Origin of the sequence: Mycobacterium sp. KBS0706 (assembly GCF_005938675.2) — a bacterium.
In the GTDB taxonomy this organism is placed as follows: domain Bacteria; phylum Pseudomonadota; class Alphaproteobacteria; order DSM-16000; family Inquilinaceae; genus Inquilinus.
Genome location: NZ_VCCH02000047.1, coordinates 49,625 through 60,478, shown reverse-complemented (window position 1 = coordinate 60,478; position 10,854 = coordinate 49,625). Strand labels below are relative to the sequence as shown.

The window sequence follows — 10,854 nt, the reverse complement described above, 5'->3', positions numbered from 1 at the left end:
GGCCGCGATGCCGCCGGGCGATCTCCGCCGCCCGCCGGTTGACGAAATGCGGCCGGCAGTCGCTGTCGACCAGGATCGCGCCGCTGTCCAGCGCCTCCAGCACCGACCGGCTCTCCGCCACCAGCAGCTCGCTGGCGGCGAGCCGCCGGCGCAGGCGCTGAGCCGCCGCGAAATGCGGCATCACCAGCTGCAGCGCCTGCAGCTCCACCGGCGCGAAATCCGGGGCGTTGGGCGGCCGGCAGACGGCGACATAGCGCGACCGAATCCGGCCGTGCCAGGCGAAGACGCCGGCGCGGAAGCCGTTCATCGGCCGGACGATCTCGTTGTACATCTCGGTCCGCAGGAAGTCGGCATCGGCCACCAGGCTGGACGACGCCACCGCCCGCTGCGCCGGAATCGAGCGCAGCCAAGCCTCCGCCGGGCCGCCGCCGCCGGCCGCCGCGGCGAAGCGGTCCAGGGGCCCGCGATCGACGCCGACGCCAAGCCCGGCGGCCGGCCCTCCCGCCTCCTGGGTCAGCAGCACCGCATGGTCGGCCCCGACCAGCCCGCGCACGGCTTCGAGCCCGTCCGCCCACCCCTCCGGCCGCAGGGCCGCGTCATAGATCCGCTCGACCGCACCGGAAACCGCTTCGGCCAACATGCTCGAATGCCCCACCCGAAATCACGCGAACGCGCAAAGGGGGCCACAAGACGGGCGGAAGATGGCAATCCTCAGGACCGGATTGTGGCGGCCTGCCATAACTGGCGTACCGGTTAGGGGCGCGGCGGGATCGAATAGGTCCCGGTGGTGTGGGCGACCGGCTCGTCCTCACCTTCCGAGAACAGCAGCACCTCGCCATAGGCCAGGCGCTTGCCGAGCTTGAGCAGGCGGGCCTCGGCGATCACCGGCACCAAAGCCGGGCGGCGCAGGAAGTTGATCGCCATCGAGGTGGTGACCGCGAGCTCGACCCGGCCGATCCGGCTGAGCACCGCGGCGTAGAGGGCGACATCGGCCAGGCCGAACAAGGCCGGGCCGGTGATGGTGCCGCCCGGCCGCACGAAATCCTCGCGGCAGGGCATCACCAGCGTCGCCGTGCCTGCCCCAAGCGCCGCGACCGTCACCCCGAAGGCGCCGATCAGCGGCACGCCCTCGCGGATGATCGCCTCCACCACCTCGGCCTCGATCGCCGGCTGCATCGCCGCCCTCCCCTCCGGTTTCCGCCAGTAGGGCCGAGCCCGCCGGCCGCCGCAAGCCTCTGCCCGACGGGGAGACGACCGGGGCGTCCGACAGGGCCGTCCCGGCCGCCAGGCGCTACAGCACGAAATCGCCGGCGACGAGGCCGATGGCGCCGGTGAGCTGGATGTGGAAGTCGGAGGCGCCGTCGCCGTTGACATCGCCGGCGATGGTGGTTACGCCGCCGGCAACGGCGAAGCGGAGTTGCCCGGCGACGCCGGTGTAGAGGCCGGAGCCGATGAAGTTGAAGGCCTGGTTGCCGGCGACGGCCGCATTGGCGTCGATGCCCGACAGGTCGATGCGGTCGCCCTGGGCGTGGCTGAAATCGGCGATCCGGTCGGCATTGGCGCCGACCACGCTCTCGGCGGTCGCCACATAGACGAAACGGTCGGTGCCGGCGCCCCCGGTGAGCGTGTCCTTGCCCGCCCGGCCGACGAGAACGTCGTTGCCGTTCCATCCTTGCAGGACATTGGCGCCGGCATTGCCGTAGAGGCTGTCGCTGCCCTGGCTGCCGGAGACGTTCTCGATGCCGGTCAGGGTATCGCCCTGCGCCTCGCCGCCGCTGCCGAGGCCGCTGGCGAGGCTGACCAGGATGCCGGTGCCGCTGGTGTAATAGCTCGCCGTGTCGGTGTCGGTGCCGCCGTTCAGCACATCGGCCCCGGCCCCGCCGCGGAGCACGTCCGCCCCGGCGCCTCCGGTGAGCGTGTCGTTGCCGCCGAAGCCGTCGATGACGTCGGCGGCGGCGGTGCCGTTGACGGTGTCGGCATTCTCGCTGGCGCGGGTGACCAATTGGCCGCGGATGGCGCCGCCGCCGAACTGCGCCGTGTGGATGTTGAAGTAGAACGGGACGTCGTTCGGCCCGGTCCCGGCCTGCAGCGCGGTGACCATGCTGCCCGGCAGCGGATCGCTGTCGGTGGTTTCCCAGACGCCGCTGATGGTGACCGAGCCGTCGCCGTTCTCGACGATCTTCAGGTCGTCGTCATCGTCGGTCCCACCCAGCGGCAGGATGTCGAACACGACGCCGCCATTGGCCCCGCGGGCTGCGGCGTGGATGTGCATCAGGATGGCGTCGTCCTGCGGATCCGCGGTTCGCGGGGTGCCGTCGATCAGCTCGCCGAAATCGATGCCGGCGGAGATCGTAACCGAATAGGTCAGGGCCGTTCCGGCCGTGTTGAGGCTGAGTGTCGCGACCCCGGTCGCGGTTTCGGTGCTGCCCGTCCCGATCTCCTGGCTGGAGTTGAGGATGGCGGTAAAGGTGGTGGTCATGGCGAATCTCCCCTTCCCATGGTTAACCGGATACGGTTCGCGCGCAGGCGCACATGCGTTTCGCTCCGCACCGCAGGCCATTCGCCAAAGCAAGGGTCTCCGCACGGGCGCGGGAAAGACATCGTGGCTGTTTCATCCGCCGGGCGTCGGGGTAGAGTGCGTGCCGCACCGCCAGGACCCGAGGAAACGCCATGTCCGCCGATCCGCTGCCCGCCGCTGCTTTGGCGGATGAGACGCCGCTGCTGCGGCAGGATGCCGACGGCGTCGCCGTGCTGACCCTGAACCGCCCGGCGGCGCGCAACGCCCTGTCACTGGCGCTGATGCTGGCGCTGGAGACCGAGCTGCAGGCGATCCGCCAGGACGAGTCGGTCAAGGTGGTGATCCTGGCCGCCGCCGGGCCGGTGTTCTGCGCCGGCCACGACCTGAAGGAGCTGCGCGCCGATCCCGGCCGCGAGCATTACGAGCGGATCTTCGCCCAATGCTCGGCCCTGATGCTGGCGATCACCCGGCTGCCCAAGCCGGTGATTGCCCAGGTGCAGGGCATGGCGACCGCGGCCGGCTGCCAGCTGGTCGCCAGCTGCGACCTGGCCGTCGCCGCGGCCGAGGCGCGCTTCGCCACGCCGGGGGTGAATATCGGCCTGTTCTGCTCCACCCCCATGGTCGCCCTGTCGCGCGCCGTCGGCCGCAAGCCGGCGATGGAGATGCTGCTGACCGGCGACGCCGTGACCGCCGACCGGGCGCGCGAGCTGGGCCTGGTCAACCGGGTGGTGCCGCCCGGGGGGCTGGCCGAGGAGACGATGGCCCTGGCCCGGCAGATCGCGGCGAAATCGCCGCTGACCCTGGCCCTCGGCAAGGAGGCGTTCTACGAGCAGGCCGAGATGGGGCTGCAGAGCGCCTATGAGTATGCGAGCGAGGTCATGACCCGGAATATGCTGGCCCGCGACGCCGAGGAGGGCATCGACGCCTTCATCGAGAAGCGTCCGCCCGTCTGGCAGGGACGCTGAGATCGACATGGATCACGAGCGCTACGACGACGCCTATCTGCGCGGCATCCTGCGCGGGGTGAAGACCATCGCCATGGTTGGCGCCAGCCCGAACTGGAACCGGCCCAGCTACTTCGCCATGACCTATCTGCAGGGCAAGGGCTACAAGGTCATCCCGATCAATCCCGGCGTCGCCGGCCAGGCCATCCTGAAGGAGACGGTCCTCGCCCGGCTGGCCGATGTGCCGCAACCGGTCGACATGGTCGACATCTTCCGCAACAGCGAGGCCGCGGCAGGTGTGGTGGACGAGGCGCTGGCCCTGCCGGTGCCGCCCAAGGTGATCTGGATGCAGCTCGGCGTGCGCAACGACGCCGCGGCGGCGAAGGCGGAGGCTGCCGGGATCCAGGTGGTGATGAACCGCTGCCCGAAGATCGAATGGGCGCGGCTGAACGGCGAGCTGAGCTGGATGGGCACCTCGTCGCGCGTGATTTCGTCGAAGATCCAGAAACGAGGGTGACGAGCATGTCCGAGAATAACGGCCCGGGCTTCGAGACGCTGGCGATCCATGCCGGCGCGCGGCCGGACCCGACCACCGGGGCGCGGCAGACGCCGATCTACCAGACCACCTCCTATGTGTTCGAGGATGCCGAGCACGCGGCGTCGCTGTTCAACCTGCAGAAGCTGGGCTTCATCTACAGCCGCCTGACCAACCCGACCGTGTCGGTGCTGGAGGAGCGGGTGGCCTCGCTGGAGGGCGGGGTCGGCGCCACCGCCACCGCCTCCGGCCACGCCGCGCAGCTCTTGGCCCTGTTCCCGTTCATGGAGCCGGGGGCCGAGATCGTCGCCGCCAACAAGCTGTATGGCGGGTCGATCAACCAGCTCGGCAACAGCTTCAAGCGTGCTTTCGGCTGGACCACCCATTTCGTCGATGTCGACGATCCCGACACCATCCGCCGCGCCGCCAACGACAAGACCAGGGCGATCTTCGTCGAGAGCCTGGCGAATCCCGGCGGCGTGGTCAGCGACCTGGAGGCGATCGCCGCGGTGGCGCGCGAGCTGGGCGTGCCGCTGATCGTCGACAACACCATGGCGACGCCCTATCTGTGCCGGCCGATCGAGCACGGCGCCGACATCGTCGTCCACTCCACCACCAAGTTCCTGTCCGGCAACGGCACCTCGATCGGCGGCGTTGTCGTGGATTCCGGCCGCTTCAACTGGGCCCAGTCCGACAAGTTCAAGGGCCTGACCGGCGAGGAGCCAGGCTATCACGGCCTGCGCTTCCACGAGACCTTCGGCGACCTGGCCTACACCTTCTACGGCCATGCCGTCGGCCTGCGCGACCTCGGCGTCAACCAGCAGCCGCTGAACGCCTTCCTCACCCTGCTCGGCATCGAGACGCTGTCGCTGCGCATGGACCGGCACATCGAGAATGCGCAGAAGGTGGCGGAATTTCTGTCCACCCACCCGGCGGTGGAATGGGTCAACTACGCCGGCCTGCCGTCGTCCAAGTACCATGAACTGGCGAAGCGGTACCTGCCGCGCGGCGCCGGCGCCGTCTTCACCTTCGGGGTCAAGGGCGGCTTCGATGCCGGCGTGAAGGTGGTGGAGGGCGTGGAGCTCTTGAGCCACCTGGCCAATATCGGCGACGCCCGATCGCTGATCATCCACCCGGCCTCGACCACCCACCGCCAGTTGACGCCGGAAGGGCTGAAGGCGGCCGGGGCCGGGCCGGAGGTAATCCGCCTGTCGATCGGCCTGGAATCGGTCGGCGACATCATCGCCGACCTCGACCAGGCGCTGCGGGCCGCGACGGGGGCCTGATCGCGCCTATCCGCCGGCTCCCTCGAGGAGCCGGCGCTCGCGGGCGAAGATGTCGGCGATCGCGTCCATCGCCAGCCGCAGCCGAGGCGAACGGCGGAGATCCTCATGGATGCCGAGCCAGATCTCGCGGCTGCCGATGCCGTCGCGATCGGCCTCGACACAGGTGAGGCCGGCATCACCCTCGCCGACGAAACAGGGCAAGGCGGCGATGCCGGTGCCGGCGCGGGCGGCCTGGAACAGGGTCGTCATATCGTTGCTGCGCAACACCAGCGGCCGCGGCCCGGCAAAGGCCAGCATCCAGCGATGCTGCGGCAGCTCGCCCGAGGACTCGTCGTCGCCGAGGAACACCCAATCCTCCGGCCGCCGGCCTGCCAGATAGGACGGCGCAGTATAGAGGCCGAAGGCCATGGTGCCGACGCGGCGGGCCACGGCGCCATGCTCCGTCGGCCGCGACAGGCGCAGCACCAGGTCGGCCTCACGCTGGCCCAGCAGCGCCGCCCGTTTCTCGCCGACCAGGGTCAGCACGATGCCGGGATGGGCGGCCAGGAACGGTCCTAGCCGCGGTGCCAGGAACTGGTTGGCCAGGAAGGGCGGGGCCGAGAGCGTGACCGGGCCGGCGACGCCGGCATCGCCGGCGGCGCGACGGGCGAAGGCCAGCGCCTCCTCCTCCAGCCTCGCCGCGTCCTCGACCAGCCGTTCGCCCTCCGCCGTCAGGCGCCAGCCGCGCGGCAGCCGGTCGAACAGCCGCGTGCCCAGCGCCGACTCCAGCGCATCGACCCGGCGGGACACGGTGGTGTGCTCGACGCCCAGCCGGCGCGACGCGGCGGACAGCGATCCGGCCCGCGCCAAAGCGAGGAAGTAGCGGACGTCACCCCATTCCATCCGTGCAGTCTTGCACGGATCCCGTGCGAATTCCCGGACTTCCGAACGGATCGCCATGGACCCATCTTCGGCTGACCGTACCAAGGAGGCCGCATGTCCATCACCACCCGCGCCATCCGCCTGCACGCCACCGGCGGGCCGGAGGCGCTGTCGCTCGACACCGTGACCCTGGCCGAGCCCGGCCCGGGCGAGATCCTGGTCCGGCAGCACTTCTCCGGGGTCAATTTCGTCGACATCTACCACCGCACCGGGCTGTACGGTCAGCCGGCCCTGCCCGCCGGGCTGGGTGTCGAAGGGGCAGGCACGGTCGAGCGGGTCGGGCCGGGCGTAACCAGTCTCCGCGAGGGCGACCGCATCGCCTATGCCGGGCTGCCCGCCGGCAGCTATGCCGAGCGCCGCCTGCTGGCGGCCGACCGCGCCATCCGCCTGCCCGACGGCATCGGCTTCGACGTCGCCGCGGCGGTGCTGGTGCGCGGCCTGACCGCGCATATGCTGTTCGAGCGGGTGCGGCCGCTGCGCCCCGGCGACACGGTGCTGATCCAGGCAGCGGCCGGCGGCGTGGGCGTGATCGCGACGCAATGGGCCAAGCGGCGCGGCGCCACCGTGATCGGCACCGTCGGCGACGCCCGCAAGGCCGAGGTGGCGAAGGCGCATGGCGTCGACCACGCGATCCTGTACCGCGAGACCGATTTCGTCGCCGCCGTGCGCGAGGCGACCGGTGGGCACGGCGCCGACATGGCGATCGACGGAATCGGCGGCGACACGCTGCTCAGGACCTTCGACGCCATGGCGCCCTATGGCCTGATCGCCAGCCTCGGCCAGGTCGGCGGCAGCCTGCCGAAGATCGATATCGGCGAGCTGGGGCCGGCGCGGTCGATCGCCCTGGCCCGGCCCAGCGTGCTGCGCCACTACCTGCCCGATTCCGTGGCCTATCCCCGGGCCGCAGCCGAGGTGCTGGCCGAGGTCGAGGCCGGGCTGCGACCGCTGATCGGTGCCGTCCACCCGCTCGCCGAGGCGACGGAGGCCCACCGGGCGCTGGAGGCCGGCCGCACCAGCGGCTCGGTGCTGCTGGAAACTTAGCCGACCTGCTCGACCGTCAGGCTCCCCGCCGGCAGCGGCTGCAGCAGGGTCTTCGCCGACACCGCGGGGTCCAGCCAGGCGGCCCAGTCGGCACGGTCCAGGAGGACGACCTGGCGGTCGTGATAGGGCGCGATGTCCGGCCCGGGGGCCGTGGTCAGCATGGTGAAGGCCTCGCCGACATCGGGCGCGGTCCGCCAGATCCCGGCGATGCAGAACCACGGCTGCCTTCCCCTGGTGAACCGCCACTTGTCCTTCCGCTTCTTCGCCTTGTCCGCCGGGTCGGTGAACTCGTAGAAGCCGTCGGCGATGATCAGGCAGCGGCCGGTGGCGAATTCGCGGCCGTCGGACCGGAAGTTGTAGACCGGCCGCCCGCCAGGCCCCGGCCAGCTCCAGCGCCGCTGCACCAGGTCGCCCGCACCGCCCTCGACCATGCGGATGATCGGGGCGGTGTCGGTGATCTTGATGCTGTCCCGAGCCTCGAGGTTCGGCGCGCCCTCGGAGGCGCGAAGTTCGATCCCCGCGGCCGTGAAGTCCTCGTTGATGGCCGCGGCGCCCACCTTCGAGCTGTACTCGTTGCACATCGGCGACGCCCTCCCTTGGCATTGCAGCTTACCGGGTCTTCTTGAGATCGATCCAGGTCGGCGCGTGGTCGCTGGCCTTCTCCCAGCCGCGGACATGGCGGTCGACGCCAGCCGCCTTCAGCCGCTTGGCCAGCGCAGGGCTCAGGAGGAAATGATCGATCCTCAGGCCGGCGTCGCGGGCATAGGCGTTCCGGAAATAGTCCCAGAAGGTGTAGATGCGCTCGCCGGGATGGCGCTTCCGCAAGGCGTCGGTCCAGCCCTGCGCCATCAGCCTGTGGAACGCCTCTCGCACCTCGGGCCGGAACAGCGCGTCGTCGACCCACCGCTCCGGCTTGTAGACGTCGAGATCGGTCGGCATGACGTTGAAGTCGCCGGCCAGGACGACCGGAGCGCCGGTGACGAGCAGTTCGGCGGCACGGGCGCCCAGCCGCTCGAACCAGCGCAGCTTGAAGTCGAATTTCGGGCCGGGCGCCGGGTTGCCGTTCGGCAGGTACAGGCAGCCGACCAGCATCCCGGCGACGGCGGCCTCGATGTAGCGGCTGTGGCTGTCGTCGGGATCGCCCGGCAGGCCGCGCTGCGTCTCGATCGGATCGGCGCCGCGCGCCAGGATGGCGACGCCGTTCCAGCCCTTCTGGCCATGCCAGATCGCGCCATAGCCGGCGGCGCGGATCGCGGCGATCGGGAACCGCTCCTGCGGCGCCTTCAGCTCCTGCAGGCAGACAATGTCGGGCACCGCCTCGGCCAGCCAGCGCAGCAGCACCGGCAGACGGCCGTTGATGCCGTTGACGTTGAAGGTCGCGACTTTCATGGCTTGCCGGGCTGCCCCATCACGCCCGTATCAACCGGTTCCCGGCCGGTCGCGTGCCCTCTGGTTCAGTCGAACCCGTACAGGCGGGCCGGGTTGGCGGCGAGGACGGCGTCGCGCTGGGCCGGGTCGGGCACCCAGTCGGCCAGCAGGTCGAGCAGGTCGCCGACATTCGGCATGGTGCCGGGATGGGCGACATGCGGCCAGTCGCTGCCCCAGACCACCCGGTCCGGCGCGGCCGCGACCAAAGCGCGGGCGAAGGGCGTGGTGTCGGCATAGGGCGGGCCGGCGGTCGAGACGCGGAAGGCGCCGGACAGCTTGACCCAGCCCCTGCCCCGCCGCAGCAGGCTCAGCAGCGCCTGGAAGCCGGGATGGTCGATCCCGGCCGAAGCCGGCATATGTCCCATATGGTCGATGACGAAGGGCACCGGCAGCCGCTCCAGCCGCGGCGCCAGCTCCGGCAGGGTCCGGGTGTCGAGCAGGAACTGCAAGTGCCAGCCGAGCTCGCGGCAGCGGTCGCCGAGGCGCTCCAACTGGTCGAAGCCGACACCGCCGCCGAACAGCACGTTGAGGCGCAGGCCAACGACGCCGGCCTCCTTCAGCCGCGCCAGCTCGGCGTCGGGCGCATCCGCGCCGATCACGGCGATGCCGCGCAGCCGGTCGCGATTGGCCGCCAGCGTCTCGACCATCAGCCGGTTGTCGGTGCCGTGCACGCTGACCGGGACCAGCACGCCGCGGGCCATGCCGACGGCGTCGAGCATGCCGAGATAGGCCGTCGGCGGCGCCTCGGGCGGGGTGTAGCTGCGGCTGTCGACCAGCGGATAGCCGGGCGGCCCGCCGATGACATGGGCGTGGGTGTCGCAGGCCCCGGCCGGCAGGGTGACTCGGCGCGGCGGCCGCGGCGCCGGGTCCGGCGCCTGGCACAGCGGCGCGGTGGGCAGCGGCTCAGCCATCGGCATGCAGGGTCTTCCCCTTGGTCTCGGGCAGGGCCAGCGCCGCGATGAACAGCAGGGCATAGGCGCCGATGGCGAAGACCGCGATCGCCCGGCCCAGTGGCATGCTGGCGCTGAGCGTGCCGACCAGCATCGGGAACAGGGCGCCGACGCCGCGGCCGAAATTGTAGGCAAAGCCCTGGCCGGAGCCGCGCACCCGGGTCGGGAACAGCTCGGTCAGGAAGGCGCCGACGCCGCTGAAATAGCCGGAACCGAAGAAGCCGAGCGGGAAGCCCAGCAGCAGCACCACCTCGTTACTCAGATTGAGGCTGGTATAGGCGAAGACCATGACGATGGCGCAGGCCGAGAACACGAAGAACAGCATCTTCCGCCCGATCCGGTCGGCGAGATACGCTCCCACGAGATAGCCCGTGAACGACCCGGCGATGACCACGGCGAGGTAGCCGCTGCTGCCGATGTCGGACAGCCCCTGGCCCTTGAGATAGGTCGGCAGCCAGGTGGTGATGGCGTAGTAGCCGCCCTGCGCGCCGGTGGTCAGCAGCGAGGTCAGGATGGTGATCTTCAAGACCGGGCCAGAGAAGATCTCCAGGAGCCCGGGCCGGTCGCCGGTCTCGGCGATCCGGCGCTGCGTCTCGGCGAACACCGGCGGCTCGTCGACGAAGCGGCGCAGGAAGAACACCAGGATCGCGGGCAGGATGCCGATGAAGAACAGGTAGCGCCAGGCGACGGACGGGTCGAAGGCCAGGAACAGAATTGTCTTGACGATCAGCGCGACGGCCCAGCCGATGGCCCAGCCCGACTGCACCGTGCCCACCGCCTTGCCGCGATGCTCGGCCCGGATCACCTCGCCCATCAGCACGGCGCCGGCCGCCCATTCGCCGCCGAAGCCGAAGCCCATCAGGGCGCGGGCGATCAGCAGCTGCTCGAAGCTCTGGGCGAAGCCGCTGAGGAAGGTGAAGACCGAGAACCACAGGATGGTCAGCTGCAGCGTCCGCACCCGGCCGATGCGGTCCGCCAGCAGGCCGGCGGCCCAGCCGCCGACGGCGGAGCACAGGAGCGTCACCGTTGCGATCTGGCCGGCCTGGGCGTTGGTCAGGCTCCACAGCGCGATGATGGTCGGGATCACGAAGCTGTAGATCTGGACGTCCATCGCATCCAGGCCCCAGCCGGCGAAGCAGGCCCAGAAGGTCCGCCGCTCAGGCGGCGACATTTCCTGGAACCAGGCGGTCGGGCTGGTGTCGGTCGTCTCGGTGGTCATGGGCCCCTCGTC

Annotated in this window: 12 protein-coding genes; 4 read left to right on the top strand and 8 right to left on the bottom strand. The window is 70.7% G+C overall.

The features are described from left to right. The 3 genes from FFK22_RS23930 to FFK22_RS23920 form a co-directional block, all read right to left on the bottom strand. Positions 1-640, bottom strand: a 640-nt coding sequence (locus FFK22_RS23930; RefSeq protein ID WP_143956865.1) for a hypothetical protein, incomplete at its 3' end; no start/stop codon positions are given. 113 nt (positions 641-753) lie between these two features. Beyond that, positions 754-1,176 (bottom strand): PaaI family thioesterase, encoded by a 423-nt coding sequence (locus FFK22_RS23925; protein WP_138890306.1) that lies wholly within the window; start codon positions 1,174-1,176, stop codon positions 754-756. A 115-nt stretch (positions 1,177-1,291) separates the two neighbouring features. Next, positions 1,292-2,479, bottom strand: a complete 1,188-nt coding sequence (locus tag FFK22_RS23920) for a CHRD domain-containing protein (RefSeq protein WP_186002622.1) — start codon at positions 2,477-2,479, stop codon at positions 1,292-1,294. Positions 2,480-2,670: 191 nt separating this feature from the next. On the opposite strand from FFK22_RS23920, the gene FFK22_RS23915 reads away from it, so the two are divergent. Genes FFK22_RS23915 through FFK22_RS23905 form a run of 3 tightly spaced genes read left to right on the top strand, consistent with a single transcriptional unit; the run spans position 2,671 to position 5,283 of the window. Continuing rightward, positions 2,671-3,483, top strand: coding sequence for an enoyl-CoA hydratase (locus tag FFK22_RS23915; RefSeq protein ID WP_138890308.1), 813 nt, complete (start codon positions 2,671-2,673; stop codon positions 3,481-3,483). A gap of 7 nt (positions 3,484-3,490) precedes the next feature. Continuing rightward, complete coding sequence (locus FFK22_RS23910) at positions 3,491-3,979, top strand: CoA-binding protein (RefSeq protein WP_138890309.1); 489 nt, start codon at positions 3,491-3,493, stop codon at positions 3,977-3,979. Between the two features lie 5 nt (positions 3,980-3,984). Beyond that, positions 3,985-5,283 (top strand): O-acetylhomoserine aminocarboxypropyltransferase, encoded by a 1,299-nt coding sequence (locus tag FFK22_RS23905; RefSeq protein WP_138890310.1) that lies wholly within the window; start codon positions 3,985-3,987, stop codon positions 5,281-5,283. A 6-nt stretch (positions 5,284-5,289) separates the two neighbouring features. Here the strand turns inward: FFK22_RS23905 and FFK22_RS23900 are convergent, their stop codons facing one another. After that, a complete protein-coding gene (locus tag FFK22_RS23900) occupies positions 5,290-6,165 on the bottom strand; it encodes a LysR family transcriptional regulator (protein WP_186002621.1) in 876 nt (291 codons plus the stop codon). 93 nt (positions 6,166-6,258) lie between these two features. Between FFK22_RS23900 and FFK22_RS23895 the strand changes: the two genes are divergently transcribed. After that, positions 6,259-7,245: a quinone oxidoreductase gene (locus FFK22_RS23895; RefSeq protein ID WP_138890312.1), complete on the top strand. Its 987-nt coding sequence runs from the start codon at positions 6,259-6,261 to the stop codon at positions 7,243-7,245. On the opposite strand, the gene FFK22_RS23890 is transcribed toward FFK22_RS23895, so the two are convergent. The 4 genes from FFK22_RS23890 to FFK22_RS23875 form a co-directional block, all read right to left on the bottom strand. Further along, positions 7,242-7,826 carry an SOS response-associated peptidase gene (locus FFK22_RS23890; RefSeq protein WP_138890313.1) on the bottom strand — a complete coding sequence of 195 codons (585 nt, stop codon included), beginning with the start codon at positions 7,824-7,826 and terminating at the stop codon, positions 7,242-7,244. The genes FFK22_RS23895 and FFK22_RS23890 overlap by 4 nt on opposite strands. A gap of 28 nt (positions 7,827-7,854) precedes the next feature. Beyond that, the gene (xth, locus tag FFK22_RS23885; RefSeq protein WP_138890314.1) at positions 7,855-8,634 is read right to left on the bottom strand and encodes an exodeoxyribonuclease III; all 780 of its coding nucleotides are present in this window, start codon (positions 8,632-8,634) and stop codon (positions 7,855-7,857) included. Between the two features lie 65 nt (positions 8,635-8,699). Continuing rightward, positions 8,700-9,590, bottom strand: a complete 891-nt coding sequence (locus FFK22_RS23880; protein ID WP_138890315.1) for an amidohydrolase — start codon at positions 9,588-9,590, stop codon at positions 8,700-8,702. Further along, complete coding sequence (locus FFK22_RS23875) at positions 9,577-10,842, bottom strand: MFS transporter (RefSeq protein WP_138890316.1); 1,266 nt, start codon at positions 10,840-10,842, stop codon at positions 9,577-9,579. The genes FFK22_RS23880 and FFK22_RS23875 overlap by 14 nt, the downstream gene beginning before the upstream one ends. Between the last annotated feature and the right edge of the window lie 12 nt (positions 10,843-10,854).

Bases quoted from the DNA above. Each gene is read 5' to 3' on its own strand.
- FFK22_RS23905 (WP_138890310.1), top strand. From the start codon at position 3,985: ATGTCCGAGAATAACGGCCCGGGCTTCGAGACGCTGGCGATCCATGCC.
- FFK22_RS23910 (WP_138890309.1), top strand. From the start codon at position 3,491: ATGGATCACGAGCGCTACGACGACGCCTATCTGCGCGGCATCCTGCGC.
- FFK22_RS23895 (WP_138890312.1), top strand. From the start codon at position 6,259: ATGTCCATCACCACCCGCGCCATCCGCCTGCACGCCACCGGCGGGCCG.
- FFK22_RS23890 (WP_138890313.1), bottom strand. From the start codon at position 7,826: ATGTGCAACGAGTACAGCTCGAAGGTGGGCGCCGCGGCCATCAACGAG.
- FFK22_RS23875 (WP_138890316.1), bottom strand. From the start codon at position 10,842: ATGACCACCGAGACGACCGACACCAGCCCGACCGCCTGGTTCCAGGAA.
- FFK22_RS23880 (WP_138890315.1), bottom strand. From the start codon at position 9,590: ATGCCGATGGCTGAGCCGCTGCCCACCGCGCCGCTGTGCCAGGCGCCG.
- FFK22_RS23920 (WP_186002622.1), bottom strand. From the start codon at position 2,479: ATGACCACCACCTTTACCGCCATCCTCAACTCCAGCCAGGAGATCGGG.
- xth (WP_138890314.1), bottom strand. From the start codon at position 8,634: ATGAAAGTCGCGACCTTCAACGTCAACGGCATCAACGGCCGTCTGCCG.
- FFK22_RS23900 (WP_186002621.1), bottom strand. From the start codon at position 6,165: ATGGAATGGGGTGACGTCCGCTACTTCCTCGCTTTGGCGCGGGCCGGA.
- FFK22_RS23925 (WP_138890306.1), bottom strand. From the start codon at position 1,176: ATGCAGCCGGCGATCGAGGCCGAGGTGGTGGAGGCGATCATCCGCGAG.
- FFK22_RS23915 (WP_138890308.1), top strand. From the start codon at position 2,671: ATGTCCGCCGATCCGCTGCCCGCCGCTGCTTTGGCGGATGAGACGCCG.